This window comes from Kitasatospora sp. NBC_00458 (genome assembly GCF_036013975.1).
Lineage (GTDB): Bacteria > Actinomycetota > Actinomycetes > Streptomycetales > Streptomycetaceae > Kitasatospora.
This window is the reverse complement of record NZ_CP107904.1, coordinates 3,396,135-3,411,674: the sequence shown is the minus strand read 5'-3', so window position 1 is coordinate 3,411,674 and position 15,540 is coordinate 3,396,135. Positions and strand designations below refer to the sequence as shown.

The 15,540-nt window shown below is 73.1% G+C and carries 15 protein-coding genes and 1 tRNA gene; 10 read left to right on the top strand and 6 right to left on the bottom strand.

Going from position 1 to position 15,540, the window contains the following annotated elements; genetic code table 11:
- Positions 1–190: 190 nt before the first annotated feature.
- The 3 genes from rph to rdgB all read left to right on the top strand — a co-directional run bounded on the left by rph (position 191) and on the right by rdgB (position 2,163).
- Entirely contained in the window at positions 191–925 is a 735-nt protein-coding gene (gene rph / locus OG550_RS13565) for a ribonuclease PH (protein WP_327677286.1), read from the top strand.
- Between the two features lie 167 nt (positions 926–1,092).
- Entirely contained in the window at positions 1,093–1,482 is a 390-nt protein-coding gene (locus OG550_RS13560) for a hypothetical protein (protein ID WP_327677284.1), read from the top strand.
- Positions 1,483–1,557: 75 nt separating this feature from the next.
- Positions 1,558–2,163 (top strand): RdgB/HAM1 family non-canonical purine NTP pyrophosphatase, encoded by a 606-nt coding sequence (gene rdgB, locus OG550_RS13555; RefSeq protein ID WP_327677282.1) that lies wholly within the window; start codon positions 1,558–1,560, stop codon positions 2,161–2,163.
- A gap of 72 nt (positions 2,164–2,235) precedes the next feature.
- Here rdgB and OG550_RS13550 read toward each other — a convergent pair.
- The 3 genes from OG550_RS13550 to OG550_RS13540 all read right to left on the bottom strand — a co-directional run bounded on the left by OG550_RS13550 (position 2,236) and on the right by OG550_RS13540 (position 3,598).
- Positions 2,236–2,319: transfer RNA gene (locus OG550_RS13550), tRNA-Leu, on the bottom strand.
- A 45-nt stretch (positions 2,320–2,364) separates the two neighbouring features.
- Positions 2,365–3,036 carry an HNH endonuclease signature motif containing protein gene (locus tag OG550_RS13545; protein ID WP_327677280.1) on the bottom strand — a complete coding sequence of 224 codons (672 nt, stop codon included), beginning with the start codon at positions 3,034–3,036 and terminating at the stop codon, positions 2,365–2,367.
- A 76-nt stretch (positions 3,037–3,112) separates the two neighbouring features.
- On the bottom strand, positions 3,113–3,598 hold the full coding sequence (locus tag OG550_RS13540) for an HPP family protein (RefSeq protein ID WP_327677278.1): 486 nt from the start codon (positions 3,596–3,598) through the stop codon (positions 3,113–3,115).
- 87 nt (positions 3,599–3,685) lie between these two features.
- Here OG550_RS13540 and OG550_RS13535 point away from each other — a divergent pair, with 87 nt between their 5' ends.
- Together OG550_RS13535 and OG550_RS13530 are read left to right on the top strand one after the other, a co-directional pair.
- Positions 3,686–4,300 carry a CGNR zinc finger domain-containing protein gene (locus tag OG550_RS13535; protein WP_327677276.1) on the top strand — a complete coding sequence of 205 codons (615 nt, stop codon included), beginning with the start codon at positions 3,686–3,688 and terminating at the stop codon, positions 4,298–4,300.
- A gap of 334 nt (positions 4,301–4,634) precedes the next feature.
- The gene (locus OG550_RS13530) at positions 4,635–7,019 is read left to right on the top strand and encodes a chitinase C-terminal domain-containing protein (protein WP_327683866.1); all 2,385 of its coding nucleotides are present in this window, start codon (positions 4,635–4,637) and stop codon (positions 7,017–7,019) included.
- 101 nt (positions 7,020–7,120) lie between these two features.
- On the opposite strand, the gene OG550_RS13525 is transcribed toward OG550_RS13530, so the two are convergent.
- Positions 7,121–7,816, bottom strand: a complete 696-nt coding sequence (locus OG550_RS13525) for a hypothetical protein (RefSeq protein WP_327677274.1) — start codon at positions 7,814–7,816, stop codon at positions 7,121–7,123.
- Positions 7,817–7,988: 172 nt separating this feature from the next.
- Positions 7,989–8,465, bottom strand: a complete 477-nt coding sequence (bcp, locus tag OG550_RS13520) for a thioredoxin-dependent thiol peroxidase (RefSeq protein WP_327677272.1) — start codon at positions 8,463–8,465, stop codon at positions 7,989–7,991.
- Between the two features lie 140 nt (positions 8,466–8,605).
- Between bcp and OG550_RS13515 the strand changes: the two genes are divergently transcribed.
- The 4 genes from OG550_RS13515 to OG550_RS13500 all read left to right on the top strand — a co-directional run bounded on the left by OG550_RS13515 (position 8,606) and on the right by OG550_RS13500 (position 11,835).
- A complete protein-coding gene (locus tag OG550_RS13515) occupies positions 8,606–8,947 on the top strand; it encodes a DUF3618 domain-containing protein (RefSeq protein WP_327677270.1) in 342 nt (113 codons plus the stop codon).
- 202 nt (positions 8,948–9,149) lie between these two features.
- Positions 9,150–9,452 carry a GroES family chaperonin gene (locus tag OG550_RS13510; RefSeq protein WP_442906150.1) on the top strand — a complete coding sequence of 101 codons (303 nt, stop codon included), beginning with the start codon at positions 9,150–9,152 and terminating at the stop codon, positions 9,450–9,452.
- Positions 9,453–9,673: 221 nt separating this feature from the next.
- A complete protein-coding gene (locus OG550_RS13505) occupies positions 9,674–10,552 on the top strand; it encodes an MBL fold metallo-hydrolase (protein ID WP_327677268.1) in 879 nt (292 codons plus the stop codon).
- Positions 10,553–10,647: 95 nt separating this feature from the next.
- Positions 10,648–11,835: a winged helix DNA-binding domain-containing protein gene (locus OG550_RS13500; protein ID WP_327677267.1), complete on the top strand. Its 1,188-nt coding sequence runs from the start codon at positions 10,648–10,650 to the stop codon at positions 11,833–11,835.
- A 65-nt stretch (positions 11,836–11,900) separates the two neighbouring features.
- Here OG550_RS13500 and OG550_RS13495 read toward each other — a convergent pair whose 3' ends face one another.
- Positions 11,901–14,393, bottom strand: coding sequence for a transglycosylase domain-containing protein (locus OG550_RS13495; protein ID WP_327677265.1), 2,493 nt, complete (start codon positions 14,391–14,393; stop codon positions 11,901–11,903).
- A 262-nt stretch (positions 14,394–14,655) separates the two neighbouring features.
- Here OG550_RS13495 and OG550_RS13490 point away from each other — a divergent pair, with 262 nt between their 5' ends.
- Positions 14,656–15,531, top strand: coding sequence for an ABC transporter permease (locus tag OG550_RS13490; RefSeq protein ID WP_327677262.1), 876 nt, complete (start codon positions 14,656–14,658; stop codon positions 15,529–15,531).
- Positions 15,532–15,540 lie beyond the last annotated feature (9 nt).

Genomic DNA, 15,540 nt, shown 5'->3' with positions numbered 1-15,540 from the left:
CCCCGGGGCCCGCTCGTCCCGTGACCTGCCTGTCCTGTGACCCGCCTGTCCGGTGACCCGCCGTCCTGCGACCCGCTGACCCGTGCTCGGAACCCCGTGCCCGGAACCCCGCGGCGGGCCCTCCGGGCACGACCCGGACTCCACGGGGCGTACCCGGAGCACCCACCGAAACCGGCTACGCTCGGTGCCTATGTCACGCATCGACGGCCGCACCCCCGACCAGCTCCGCCCCGTCACCATCGAACGGGGCTGGAGCAAGCACGCCGAAGGCTCCGTCCTCATCTCCTACGGCGACACCAAGGTGCTGTGCACCGCCAGCGTCACCGAAGGCGTCCCGCGCTGGCGCAAGGGCAGCGGCGAAGGCTGGGTCACCGCCGAGTACTCTATGCTCCCGCGCGCCACCAACACCCGCGGCGACCGCGAGTCCGTCAAGGGCCGCCTCGGCGGACGCACCCACGAGATCAGCCGGCTCATCGGCCGCTCGCTGCGCGCCGTCGTCGACCACCGCGCCCTCGCCGAGAACACCATCGTCCTCGACTGCGACGTCCTCCAGGCCGACGGCGGCACCCGCACCGCCGCGATCACCGGCGCCTACGTCGCCCTCGTCGACGCCGTCGCCTGGGCCCGTGACAAGAAGATCCTCCGCGCCAAGGGCCAGCCGATCACCGGCGGCGTCAGCGCCGTCAGCGTCGGCATCATCGACGGCGTCCCGATGCTCGACCTCCGCTACGAGGAGGACGTCCGCGCCGAGACCGACATGAACATCGTCTGCACCGCCGACGGCCGCTTCGTCGAGGTCCAGGGCACCGCCGAAGGCGCCCCGTTCGACCGCGCACTGCTCGACGGGCTCCTCGACCTCGGCACCCTCGGCTGCGCCGAGCTCGACGAGATCCAGCGCAAGGCCCTCGGCTCCCTCGACGGCTGAGGTCTCGGTTCCGCTTCGGTTTCCGAAAACCCCCGGGCTCCGGCCCCGGTCGCTGTACAGGCCGGGGCCGGAGCCCGTACGGTTCCCGCAGCACCCGGTTGCGGGAACCGTGCACCCCTCGGCGCGCGTCCTTCCCTTCCGGAAACCCGCGCACCGAGGAGGACCGGATGCCCCAGAGCATCGCCCGCCCGACCATGCTCGCCGTGGCCGGCCTGATCGCCATCCTCCCGCTCAGCGCCGTGAGTTGCTCGGCCGCGCAGAAGGCGCTCGACTGCGGCAACACCGCGGTCAAGATCACCGGTGACATCAGCGACGTCAGCAACGCGTACAGCAACGCCAGCAACGACGCGGCCGCCGCCGGGCAGGCGCTGCAGAAGCTCAAGAACGACCTCGACCAGCTCGGCAAGAACTCCAAGGACACCGACGTCGCCCAGGCCATCACCGACCTCTCCACCCAGGTCGACAAGGTCCAGCAGGCCGTCAACAACAAGCAGGTGCCCGACCTCAAGCCGCTCGGCGACGCCGCCTCGAACCTCACCAAGGTCTGCACCGGCTGACGACCGCTCAAGCCGGCAACGGCGGTGGCAGCGGTGGCGTCCGGCCGGGACGGGGCGCCCGGTTAGGGTGGTTTCATGACCACTCGACTCATCCTCGCCACCCGTAACCAGAACAAGGTCGTGGAGCTCCGCGACATCCTCGGCAGCGCCGGCCTGGACGTCGAACTGGTCGGCGCCGACGCCTACCCGGAGATCCCCGACGTCCGCGAGACCGGCGTGACCTTCGCCGAGAACGCCCTCCTCAAGGCCCACACGCTGGCGCGCGCCACCGGCCTGCCCGCCGTCGCCGACGACTCCGGCCTCTGCGTCGACGTCCTCAACGGCGCCCCCGGCATCTTCTCCGCCCGCTGGGCGGGCAAGCACGGCGACGACCGCGCCAACCTCGACCTGCTGCTCGCCCAGCTCTCCGACATCGACGACACCCACCGCGGCGCCCACTTCTTCTGCGCCGCCGCCCTCGCCCTCCCCGACGGCACCGAGCGCGTCGTCGAGGGCCGGCTCCTCGGCACCCTCCGCACCGCCCCCGCCGGTGACGGCGGCTTCGGCTACGACCCGCTCCTCCAGCCCCTCGGCGAGACCCGCACCTGCGCCGAGCTGACGCCGGCGGAGAAGAACGCCATCAGCCACCGCGGCCAGGCCTTCCGCGCCCTCGCCCCGGTCGTCCGGGAGCTGCTGGGCTGACGGCGGGCTGGGCTGACGGCGAAGGCCCGCTCCGGAGGTGACTCCGGAGCGGGCCTTCGTTTCTGAGGCTAGTGCGGCCTGAGGGACTCGAACCCTCACGGGATTTCTCCCACGGGCACCTAAAACCCGCGCGGCTGCCGGTTACGCCAAGGCCGCATGGCCCCAGTCTAGGGGTTCGCCCGGAGCGTGGACACCGTCATTTCACCCGGTGGCGTCGCCAGGCGCGGGCCTCGCCCGCCCGCGCTTGTTGCGGCCGCAGTATGTGTCGGTGACGGCGTGGCAGTTCGGGCAGAGCAGCCGGAGGTTGTCCGGGCGGTTGTCCGCCCAGTCGCCGTTGACGTGGTCGACTTCGAGGGTCAGCGGACGTCCCTGCCAACGCGGCCCGATGCCGCAGCCCTCGCACGACTCCGGCCGCCCGAGTTCTTCCAGGGCACGGCGGATCCGCGAACCAGGCAGCCGCTTGGCGTCCTCCGGGCGCTGGACGAGCAGCCGCTCGGGAGGGATTCTGCCGGGGAGCCGTTTGCCCCGGCTGTGGGCCTGCCCGGTGAAGTGCGAGGTGTCGATGCCGAGCGCCTTGATGCGGCGTCCGATGTGGGCCTGGGTGCCGCCGGCCTGGCGCAGGTGGAGGTGGCGCACCACGCCGGCGACGCTCTGCGAGACGGCCACGGCCTCCTGGAGCAGTTCGCGGGTGTAGACGCTGCCGGTGGGCCGGAAGTGCGTGGTGTCGACGCCGAACTCGGTGAGCTTGCGGCGCAGGTACTTCCGGCGGTCCTTGTTCGGCTCCCGGCCGAGTGCGCGGAGCACCTCGTCCAGCGATGTCGACTCCGCCGCGGCGGCCGTGAGGAGTTCGCGGGTGTACCTGGTGACCGGCATGGTCGTCCCCCTTCGGGCTGGTGTGCGCCCGTCCCCCCGGTGTGCGAACGACCGGTGGCCCGGTCGGGTTACGGCCTCACCACCAGTACGTCGGGTAGCGGCGGTTGCGGAGGCGGGCGGCGGCGAGGCCGGTGAGGGTGAGGAGGGTGGCGGCGAGGGCGAGGAGGGGGAGGAAGTGGCGGGGGTCGGGGGAGGTGAGGGTGACGATGACGGCGGTCGCGGCGGCGGGGGAGTGCGGGGTGCGGGCGAGGGCCATGACGCCGAGGGCGAGGCCGCCGGCGACGGCGGCGGACCAGTAGGCGGGGGTGGTGGCGGCGAGGACGGCGTAGCCGGTGAGGGCGGAGAGGAGTTGGCCGCCGATGACGCTGCGGGGTTGGGCGAGGGGGAGGTCGGGGGCGCCGGCGATGAGGGCCATGGAGGCGGCGAGGGGCGGGATGAGCAGGGGTTGGCGGGTGAGGGTGCCGAGGGCGACGAGGAGGAGCAGGGCGGTGACGGCGGTGGCGGTGGAGGCGAGGACGGCGGTGGCGGCGGGGCGGGCTGGGGCCTGGCTGGGGAGCGGCATGGCGGCGACGTCCTAACGGCAGGGTGGCGTTGGTAGCGTTAGTTTGCTGGGTTGGCTAGCGGATGGCAAGTCGCGTTACCGTTAGGTATGGGTACGGGCAGGGATGTGGCGGAGCGCGGTGCGGTCGACGGGATGCCGGTCGACGGTGAGCACCTGGCGCTGGACCTGGTGAACACCACCTTCATCAGGGGCGGCCTGCGCGGCCACCTGGTGGACGTCCTGGTGGAGCCCGCCGACCTGGCGGCCTGGGTGGAGCGGCACGGGGAGGGGCTGGATCCGGCGAGTGCGCCGCCCGGGGAGCTGGGGCCGGCGGAGCTGGCGGCGTTCCTGGAGCTGCGGCGGGCGCTGCGGGCGGTGCTGACCGCGGTGGTGGCGGGCGGGCCGGCGGCGGACGCGGACGTCGCGGTGGTGAACGGGGCGCTGCGGGCGGCGCCGGGGTGGGCCGAGCTGCCGCCGGGGGCGGTGGGGCGGGCGGTGCCGCGGAGCCTGGCGGGGGAGCGGGGGCGGGTGCTGCTGGCGCGGGTGGCGCAGGCGGCGGTGGAGCTGCTGACGGGGGAGCGGCGGGACTCGGTGAAGGCGTGTCCGGCTCCGGGCTGCATCCTCTTCTTCCTGCAGCAGCACGCGCGTCGGGCGTGGTGCTCGACGTCCTGCGGGACGCGGGTGCGGGTGGCCCGGCATAGTCGTCGGCATGCGGAGGAGTGAGCGGGCCGGTGCGGGCCGGCGGGCCGAGTGGCGGGCCGGGTGGCGGGCCGGACGGTGCGTCGGCTGACCGTCGACAATCGGCCGTTCGACCGGCGATGTTGGGGAATTGATTACCAATTGGTACAGACCTATTGACCTATGTGGTTCAGACCACATAGCTTCAGCGCCAATCTGCTTTCCCCCACTGTGCGTGCTCCCCCACAGGCACGCGCCGACACTCTGCCCGGAGGACCGAGTGTTGAAGCGATCCACGGCGGAGCGGCGTCCCACCGCTGCTCACCGTTCCACGAGCCCGGCGGCCCGCGCCGGCCTGGCCTCGCTGGCGGCAGCCGCGATGGCGGGCCTGCTGGTGGCCACGCTGGGCGCGGCGCCCTCGCAGGCGTCCGCCACCGTCGACAACGCGGCCTGTCGCCCGGACGGCCTGTACGCCACCCCCGGCGTCGACGTCCCCTACTGCAACGTCTACGACACCAACGGCCGAGAGAAGATGGGCGCCGATCACCAGCGCCGCATCATCGGCTACTTCACCGGCTGGCGCACCGGCAAGGACGGCACCCCGCCGTACCTGGTGAGCGACATCCCCTGGGATAAGGTCACCCACCTCAACTACGCCTTCGGCCACGTCGGTTCCGACAACAAGCTGTCGGTCGGCACGGACAACGACAAGAACGAGGCCACCGGGATCTCCTTCCCCGGCGTGCCCGGTGCCGAGCTCGACCCGTCGCTGCCGTACAAGGGTCACTTCAACCTGCTGACCAAGTACAAGAAGCAGTACCCGAACGTCAAGACCATGATCTCGGTGGGCGGTTGGACCGAGACCGGCGGGTACTTCGGCGACGACGGCAAGCGCGTCAACTCCGGCGGCTTCTACTCGATGACCGTCAACCCGGACGGCAGCGTCAACCAGGCGGGCATCGACACCTTCGCCACCTCGGCCGTCGACTTCATCAAGAAGTACGGCTTCAACGGCGTCGACGTCGACTACGAGTACCCGACCTCGATGAAGGACGCGGGCAACCCGCTGGACTGGCAGCTCGCCAACAGCAAGCGCGGCTCGCTGGCCAAGGGCTACGCCGCCCTGATGAAGACGCTCCGCGAGAAGCTCGACCGGGCCGGCGCCACCGACGGCAAGCACTACCTGCTCTCGGTCGCGGCCCCGTCGTCCGGCTACCTGCTGCGCGGCATGGAGACGTTCCAGATCGCGCAGTACCTGGACTACGTCAACATCATGTCGTACGACCTGCACGGCGCCTGGAACAAGTACGTCGGCCCGAACGCCTCGCTGTTCGACGACGGCAAGGACGGCGAGCTGGCGGCGGCCAACGTCTACGGCACCGGCCAGTACGGCGGCATCGGCTACCTGAACACCGACTGGTCGTACCACTACTTCCGCGGTGCGATGCCCGGCGGCCGGATCAACGTCGGCCTGCCGTACTACACCCGCGGCTTCAAGAACGTGGTCGGCGGCACCAACGGCCTCTGGGGCACCGCCTCGGCGACCACCTGCCCGGTCGGCTCCGGCCTGACGGCGTGCGGTGACGGCGCGGTCGGCATCGACAACATCTGGAACGACAAGGACGACGCGGGCAAGGAGTCCCCGGCCGGGTCGAACCCGATGTGGCACGCCAAGAACCTGGAGAAGGGCATCCTGCCCGACTACCTCTCCAAGTACGGCGTGAAGGACACCGCCCTGCAGGGCACCTACGCCCGCAACTACAGCTCCGCCCTGGTGGCGCCGTGGCTGTGGAACGACGCCAAGAAGGTCTTCCTCTCCACCGAGGACGAGCAGTCGGTGGGTGCCAAGGCCGACTACATCGTGAACCAGGGCGCCGGCGGCGCGATGATCTGGGAGCTGGCCGGCGACTACAAGTGGGACGCGGCCGCCAACGGCGGCAAGGGCCAGTACGTCCCGGGCAACACGCTCACCTCGCTGATGTACGACAAGTTCAAGGCGGCCTCGGCGTACGGCGCGATCCGCTCGACGACGGCGCTGCCGCAGCAGACCCTGCCGATCGACGTGTCGTTCACCAACTTCGCGCTGGGCGACTCGAACTACCCGATCAACCCGAAGATCCACATCGTCAACAACTCGACGCAGACCCTGCCGGGCGGCACCGAGTTCCAGTTCGACTACAGCAACTCGGCCCCGGGCAACGCCAAGGACCAGTCCGGCTTCGGCCTGACGGTCATCAAGCAGGACCACACCGGTCCGGGCAACGTGGGCGGCCTCAAGGGCACCTACAACCGCGTGTCGGTCAAGCTGCCGGGCTGGCAGTCGCTGGCGCCGGGCGCGTCGATCGACATGGACTTCACCTACTACCTGCCGGTCTCCACCCCGTCCAACTGGACGGTCAACGTGGGCGGCACGCTGTACGGGCTCAAGGGCGACCTGACCCGCGGCGCGGTGGACGGCGGCACCCCGACCCCGACCCCGACGCCCACCGTGACGCCGACGGTCACCCCGACCGTGACGCCGACCGTGACCCCCACGGTGACGCCGACCGTCACGCCCACCGTGACCCCGACGGTGACCCCGACCGCGACCCCGACCACCGGCACCTGCGCCGCTGCGCCGAGCTGGGACGCGGCCACCACCTACGCGACGCCGACCAAGGTGTCGTGGAAGGGCCACTACTACCAGAACAAGTGGTGGACCAAGGGCGACGACCCCGCCGCCAGCGGTGCGTGGGGTGTCTGGAGCGACCTCGGGGCCTGCTGATGACAGCGGTCTCCTGAGGTGAGAGACGGCGGTGGCGGTGCACCCGGTCGGGGGGTGCGCCGCCACCGCTGCTCCGTGTCCGGGGGCACCGGGCGCGGGCGCTACTTCTCGACGTCGCCGCGCATCTTCGCGAACAGCCCGGCGGCCTCGGCCGGGGTGGTGTGCGGGAACAGCGCCACACCGGCCGTGGAGGCGTCGGACCAGCCGCAGACGACGTCGGTGGTGGGCGCCTCCGGCAGCTGAAGGCACTCCAGCGAGCCGCCGAGCGGACCGGACGGGTACGGGGCGGCGGTGGTCGGGGTACCGGTGGAGCCGTTGCCCAGGGCGTAGTCGATCAGACCGCGCCACAGGTGCTCGCGGCGCTTGGCCGGGTCCTCGGGGACGTTGTCGACGGCCACCAGCAGGATCCGGCGGCCGGAGGTCTGGCCGGGGCGGTCGAAGTTCGAGACCACCAGGTGCATGTCGGGGCGCATCTCGCCCGGGTCGACGGCGACGTCGGAGACGGCGTCCCGGCCGACGGTCTTGGCGAGCCCGCCGGCCGTCCGCGCCTCGACGACCTGGCGCTTGCCGGCCGCGCCGGACGGTTTCGCGGTCGCGGTCGCGGTCGCGGTGCCGGTCGGGGTGCCGGTCGCGGGAGCGGCGGCGGGGGTGGTGGCGGCGCCGGTGGCGGGCGCGGTGAGCGGCGGCGGCACGGCACCGTCGTCGTTCTCGGGCCCGCACGCGGTCAGCGCGAGGGCGGCGACCGCGGCGACGACGGCGAGGCGGGTGGTGGCGGAACCGGGTCTGGCGCTCTGCACGGCGGTTCACTCCTGGGGCGAGGCGGGGACCGGGCTGCCGGCCCGGGTGCTCAGCAGGCTAGGGCCCGCCGCGGACCGCCCGACAGGGTTCTCGCGGAGTGCGGACAGCACCGGGACGCGGCGGTGACGAAGCGGCGCCCCCGCCGCGCCCCGGTGCAGCCCGCGGCCGGGCTCAGGCCGCCTCGACCTTGAGGTCGCGCAGCAGCTTGGCCACGTGGCCGGTCGCCTTGACGTTGTACAGCGCGTGCTCGACCTTGCCCTGCTCGTCCACGATCACGGTGGAGCGGATCACGCCGGTCACGGTCTTGCCGTACAGCTTCTTCTCGCCGAACGCGCCGTAGGCCTCCAGCACCTTCTTCTCCGGGTCGGAGAGCAGGGTGACCTTGAGGTCCTCGGCCTCGCGGAACTTGCCGAGCTTCTCCGGCTTGTCCGGCGAGATCCCGATGACGTCGTACCCGGCGCCGGCGAAGACCTCCAGGTTGTCGGTGAAGTCGCAGGCCTGCTTGGTGCAGCCGGGGGTGAGCGCGGCCGGGTAGAAGTAGACGATCACCTTGCGGCCGAGGTGGCCGGCGAGGGACACCTCGTCGCCGTCGGCGTCGGGCAGGGTGAAGGCGGGCGCGGTGTCGCCGGGCTGGAGACGCTCACTCACGGGATTTCTCCTGGTGCTGGACGGGCGGTCGTACCACGCCCAACTTACCCCCGATGGTGGGTGGGGCCGCGCGGGGCCGCTCGCCAGCTGACACACTGGGTCAGTCGTACAGGACAACATCAGTGAATGGGGTGGCCCGCGTGGGCGAGGCGAGCACGACGGACAAGGCGGCGCGGACGACCGCCCAGATCGAGGCGGACATCTCCCGGACCCGCACCCAGCTGGCGGAGACCCTGGACGAGCTCGCCATGCGGGTCCACCCGACCACCATCTCCGCCCAGGTCAAGGCGAAGGCCGTGGCCACGGTCGAGGAGAAGGCCGGCCGGGCGTACGTGGCCGCCAGCGGGCTGGTCGAGCAGGCCCGGGCGCAGTTCGTGGACGAGAAGGGGCAGCCGCGCAAGGAGCGGATCGTCCCGGCCGCACTGGTCGGCGTCGGCCTGGTGCTGCTGGTCGCCTCGGTCCGCAAGCGCCGCAAGGGCTGAGCGCGGGCGGGGCGGGACCGATCGCCGCGGGCCGGGTACGGGCGTGCCCGGCCTTCCGCATGTCGGCCCGGCCTCACGCGGCGCCCCCGGGAGCGGTACCTTCGGGGTCGTGAGTACGAACGACGAACCGACCCTGCCGTCCCGTTCCGCCGAGAACGACCTGCCGCGTCACGACCGGCTGGGCGAGAAGCTGCCGATCAAGATGCTGCACGACCGCGTCCTGGTGAGGACCGAGATCGGCGAGGGCGAGCGGCGCTCGACCGGCGGCATCCTGATCCCGGCGACCGCCGAGCTGTCCAAGCGCTGCGCCTGGGCCGAGGCCGTCGCCGTCGGCCAGTCGGTGCGCTCGGTGGAGCCGGGCGACCGGGTGCTGTACGACCCGGAGGACAAGCTGGAGGTCGAGGTGCGCGGCGCGACCTACGTGCTGCTGCGCGAGCGCGACCTGCACGCGGTGGCCGCGATGCGGTTCGGTGACACCGAGGGGTCGACGGGGCTGTACCTGTAGGGCTGTGCCCGTAGTCGTCGGGCGGTTCCCGTGACGGGCCGTCGTGCCGTGGCCGCCGTGCCGCGGGTGCGGCGGCCCGTCGGCGTTCCACCGGCTCCGCGGGGCCCGGCCGGCTCCGCGGGCGCGGTGGTAGCGTCACCGGCGGGGGCGCGGACGGGCCTGCCCCGGACGAGACCCGCGCCGTGCCCGGCCCGCCGGGGCGACGCACCCGAGGAGACGCCATGGGTACGCGAGCCTCCCTGATCGACTTCGCCGGAACGGCGTCGCGGACCCGCGGGTTGGACGTCCGGTGGATCCACGGGTCGGAGTCGGCCAAGCACAACACCGACCCGGACATCCAGGTCCACGAGTACGACGAACACACCTACGTGCTGCGGCAGAACAAGGCCGTCGACTACGAGGCGCCGTTCCTGTTCCTGCTGTTCGGCAACGAGCGGGCGGTGCTGATCGACACCGGGGCCACCGGGTCGGCCGAGTTCTTCCCGCTGCGCCGGACGGTCGACGGCCTCGTCGCGGCCTGGCTGGACCGCAACCCCCGGGACGGGTACGGGCTGCTGGTGCTGCACACCCACGGGCACGGCGACCACGTCGCGGGCGACGGCCAGTTCGCGGACCGGCCGGACACCACCCTGGTGCCCGCGGACCGGGCCACCGCCTGGGCGTACTTCGGGTTCGACGCCGACGCCGACGCCGTGGTCCGGGTGGACCTCGGGGGCCGGGCGCTGGAGTGCCTGGCGACGCCGGGCCACCACGAGGCGGCGGTCACCTTCTTCGACCCGTGGACCGGGTTCCTGCTGACCGGCGACACGGTGTACCCGGGCCGGCTCTATATCCAGGACTGGCGGGCGTTCACGCGCTCGATCGGGCGCCTGGTCGACTTCTGCGACGGCCGGACGGTCACCCACGTGCTCGGCTGCCACATCGAGATGAGCCGGGAGCCGGGGCGGGACTACCCGATCCGCTACACCTACCAGCCGGACGAGGTCCCGCTCCAGCTGACCACCGACCACCTGCGGGAGATCCGGGCGGCCCTGGCGGAGATGGGCGACGTGCCGCAGCGGCGGGTGTTCCCGCTGTTCATCCTGTCGCCCGGTTCCTGAGCGGGCGTCCGCCCCGGTTGCGCCCGGGCGCCCGCCCGCCGGGTCCGCCCGTCCGCCGGGCGGCGCCTGTCGGTGGCGGGTCCTAGGATCCGGCCATGACGAGCAGTGGGACGGTTCAGCGACCGGTGGTCGACGACGATCAGCGCCGGGCCCGGATGGGGTGGCGGCACCTGCTGGCCTCCGCCGGGCGGGCGTCGCGGGTGGAGGAGGTCGCCGACGCCGTGGTCGGCCTGCACGCCACGGACGCCGCGACGGTGTACCTGTCGGCGTGCGCGCGGCTGCGCGAGCCGTCGGCGGCGGAGGTGGAGCGGGCGCTCTACGGGTCCGTCTCGCTGGTGAAGCTGCTGTCGATGCGGCGGACGATGTTCGCGGTGACGGAGGAGTTCGCCCCGTACGTGAGCGCGGCGGCGGCGCGGGCCATCGCGGCCAAGGAGCGGTCGACGCTGCTGAAGCACCTGGACGCGTTCGCCGAGGGGTGGGACGAGGCGCGGCTGGTCGAGGCGGAGCGGGCGGTGCTGGCCGCGCTGGCGGAGCGCGGCCAGGCGACCACCGGCGAGCTGGGCGAGGACGTCCCGGCCCTGCGCGACACGATGCTGATGTCGGCGGGGAAGCCCTACGAGGCGAAGCAGAGCGTGGGGAGCCGGCTGCTGCGGCTGATGGCCTCGGACGGGCGGGTGCGCCGGTGCCGGCCGCGCGGCTCCTGGTTGAGCAGCAGCTACCCGTGGGCGCCGGTGGAGCCGTGGCCCGACGTGCCGGTGCGGGAGGCCAAGGCGGAGGTGGTGCGGCGCTGGCTGGCGGCGTACGGGCCGGGCACCGTCGAGGACGTGAAGTGGTGGACGGGCTGGACGCTGGGGGACGTCCGGAAGGCGCTGGCCGACGTCCGTGCGGAGGAGGTCGGGCTGGCGGGCGGTGCGGTGGGCCTGGTGCTGCCGGGGGACGCCGCGCCGGTGGAGGGGCCCGGGCCGTGGGCGGCGCTGCTGCCGGGGCTGGACCCGACGGTGATGGGCTGGCGGGGGCGGGACTGGTACCTGCGGCCGGAGGACGTCCCGGCGCTGTTCGACCGGGCGGGGAACGCGGGGCCGACGGTCTGGTGGTGCGGCCGGGTGGTCGGCGGCTGGGCGCAGCGGGCCGGTGGCGAGGTGGTGTGGCGGCTGTTCGCGGACGTGGGGGCGGAGGCGGAGGCGGCGATCCGGGTGGAGGCGGAGCGGTTGTCGGGCTGGCTGGGGGAGGTGCGGGTGACGCCGCGGTTCCGGACGCCGCTGGAGCGCGAGCTGGTCGCCTGAGCCTCGGGCCCGCCCGGGGAGCCGGGCTGCCCACGGCCCGCCCGGTTCCGCCGACCCCGGCTCCGTCAGGCCGGGGGCCGGCTGGCCGGCGGCGGTGTGGCGGGCTGGTCGGTCGCGGCCGGGGGCCGTCCGGTGGCGGGCGGCGGCGCGGCGGTGGTGGCCGGCGCCTGGGTGGGCGGGGCGGTCGGCTTGGGCTGCTCGGTGGGCCGGTCCTCGGTGGGCCGGACGGTCGGGGTCACCAGGGTCGGCTGCGGCTCCGGGTCCTGCGCGGTCGGGGTGACGAGGGTCGGCTGGGGCGGTTCGGCGGTGGGCTCCCGGGTCTCCTCGGTGGGCCGGGTGGTGGCGGTGGGCCGCTTCGGGGCGGTGGGGACGGACTGCCCGGGCACGGTGGGCGGCTGGTGGCCGGTGCCGCCGGTGGTGCCCGTCCCGCCGGTCCCGCCGGTCCCGCCGGGGGAGGCCTCGGCGGAGGGGGAGGTGGTGGCCGAGGCGGTCGGGCCGGTGGTGGCGCCGGGGCTGCCGCTCGGGCTGTGGGTGGGTCCGGCGTTGCCGTCGGAGGGGCGGAGGTCGAAGGGCTGGATGACGGTGCCCTCCAGGACCTCGCTCATGTAGGCGGTCCAGATCTCGGTGGGGAAGGCGCCGCCGTTGACCCGGGTGTAGCCGGCGGTGCCGGCCAGCGGTTCCTTGGCGTGGGTCTTCGGGTTCTCCCGGAAGAGGCCGACGGTGGTGGCGAGTTCGGGGGTGTAGCCGGCGAACCAGGCCGACAGGTTGGAGTCGGTGGTGCCGGTCTTGCCGGCGGCGGGCCGGCCGAGGCCGAGGGCGGCGGCGCCGGTGCCGTGGGTGCTGACGACGTCCCGCAGGACGTCGGTGACGGCGTCGGCGGTGCCGCGGTCGAGTGCGGTGGCGGGGGTGTGCCCGGGCATCTTCGGGACGTCGACGGAGCGCGATCCGGCGTTGACCCGTTCGAGGGCGCTGACCGACCAGGGGGTGTACGCCTCGCCGTGGTTGGCGAGGGCGGCGTAGACGCCGGCCAGGTCGAGGGCGCTGGGGGTGGCGGTGCCGAGGGTCATCGAGGTGTTGGCGGGGTCCAGGCCGGGGACGTCGTCGGGGATGCCGAGCCGGAGCGCGGTCTCCCGGACGTGGGCGAGTCCGGCGTCGACGCCCTCCTGCGCGTACACCGAGTTGACGGACTTGACCATGGCCTGGCGCAGCGTGATGGAGCCGTAGTCGACGTCGTCCTCGTTGGGCGGCGCGTACGGGGTGGGGCCGTCGGTGACGGGGCGCTCGCTGGTGCCGTCGTAGCGGCTCTCGGTGGTGATGGGGAGGCCGTCGTCGCTGCTGCGGCCGGAGGTGAGGCCGGCGGCGAGGTCGACGGGCTTGAAGGTGGAGCCGATCTGGTTGTCCTGGCGCAGCGCGTCGTTGTAGGGCTGCTTGGCGTAGTCGGGTCCGCCGTACACGGCGACGACGCGGCCGGTCCCGGGTTCGACGGAGGCGCCGGCGACCCGGACGTCGGTGTCGGTGTCGGGCCGGGCGGCGGGGTCGAGTTCGTCGGTGAGCTGTTCCTGGACGGCCCGGGCGAAGGCGTCCTGCTTGTCCTGGTCGAAGGTGGTGGTGATGCGCCAGCCGCCGGCCTTGAGGGTGGCGGTGTCGATGATGCCGTTGGAGAGCAGGTAGTCGTCGGCGACGCCGACGAGGTAGCCGGCCTGGCCGCGGAGTCCGCCGGTGGGCTGGGGTTCGACCGGGTCGGGGAAGGTGATGGCGGCGCGCTCGACGGCGGTGAGGAAGCCGAGCTGGACCATGCCGTCCAGGGTGTAGTGCCAGCGGGCGACGGCCTTCTCGCGGTTGGCGGGGGTGGCGGTCCGGACGTCGTAGGCGCTCGGGGCCTGGAGCAGGGCGGCGAGGTAGGCGCTCTGGGGGAGGGTGAGCTGGGAGGCGTCGACGCCGTAGTAGGCGCGGGCGGCGCTCTGGATGCCGTAGGCGCCGCGGCCGAAGTAGCTGGTGTTGAGGTAGCCGGCGAGGATCTCGTCCTTGCCGCGCTGCTGGTCGACCTTGAGGGCGATGAAGAGCTCGCGGCCCTTGCGTTCGATGCTCTGGGTCTGGGTGAGGTAGTAGTTCTTGACGTACTGCTGGGTGATGGTGGAGCCGCCCTGCATGCCCTTGCCGACGAGGGTGTTCCAGCCGGCCCGGACCATGCCCTTCAGGTCGATGCCGCGGTTCTGGTAGAAGGTGCGGTCCTCGGCGGCGACGACGGCGTGGCGGGTGGCGACGGGGATCTGTTCGATCGTCACGTCGGTGCGGTTGACGGCTCCGGTGCGGGCGATCTCGGTGACGCCGTCGGCGTAGAGGTAGGTGTTGCTCTGGGCGACGGCGTGGGCGTTGGGGTCGGGCACGGGGACGATGACGTAGAGCACGGCGAAGGCGCCGACGGCGAGCAGCAGGACGGCCGTGAGGGCGCCGAGGGTGACCCGCCAGGTGGGCAGGAGCCGCCGCCAGAGGGGCAGGGCGCGGCGGGCCTCGCGGCGGGCGGCCCGTCTGGCCTGGCGTCGGGTGCTCAGGGTCATGCCGAGATTATGTGCTATTTGACCGACGATCAGGTGGTGACCTGGCGTCGGCCGTGCGCTGGAAAAACCGGGTGCGACGGGTGGTTGGTGGCGGTACGGTGAAAGGTGCGAACCATATAGCGCAGCTGTTTCGAGCTCCGGCTCGTTCGAGCTCCGCCCACCTGGCCCGGGACCCCCGGGGGAGGACGGGCGGGGCTGGTCCGGCCTGCTCCTCTGCGGTTCGGGGCCTCCCTGTGCCCTGATTTGTCGACAAGGAGACAATATGCGGAATGCCGTTCCCGTGGCGCCCCGCGCCACCCATCCCCCCGATCCCGACGACACCCCGGCGGGCGGCGCGCCGCGCCTCTACTTGGCGGTCGCCCGCGGCGCGTTCCGCCGCTTCTCGACCTACCGGGCCGCCACGCTGGCCGGAGCCTTCACCAACACCGTCTTCGGCTTCATCCTCGCCTACACCTTCCTCGCCCTCTGGCAGGCCCGCCCCGGCCTCGGCGGCTACGACCAGAGCGCCGCCGTCACCTACATCTGGGTCAGCCAGGCGCTGCTGGTCACGGTCGCCGTCTGGGGCGGCGGCTTCCAGGACGACGTCCAGGAGCGGTTCCGCAGCGGGGACATCGCCATCGACCTGTACCGCCCGGTGGACTTCCAGGGCTGGTGGATGGCCACCGACCTCGGCCGGGCCGGCTTCCACCTGCTGGCCCGCGGGGCGCCGCCGCTGCTGGCCGGCTCCCTGGTGTTCCACACCCGGATGCCGGAGTCCCCGCTGACCTGGGCGTTCTTCCTGGTCTCGGTGCTGCTCGCGGTGGTGGTCAGCTTCGGGCTGCGGTTCCTCGTCTCGCTCACCGGCTTCTGGCTGCACGACTCGGAGGGGGTGCGCGCGGTGATGCTGGTGGTGGCGATGTTCTTCTCCGGGATGCTGCTGCCGCTCGCGCTCTTCCCCGGCCTGCTCGGCGACCTCGCCCCGGTGCTGCCCTGGGCGGCGCTGGTGCAGGTGCCGACCGACGTCTTCCTGGAGCGCTCGACCGGCACCGGGCTGCTCGGCGCGTTCGGGTTCCAGCTGGCCTGGGCGGTGCTGCTGCTCGCGGCCGGCCGGCTGGTCCAGCTGCTCGCGACCCGCAAGGTGGTGGTCCAGGGTGGCTGAGCGGACCAC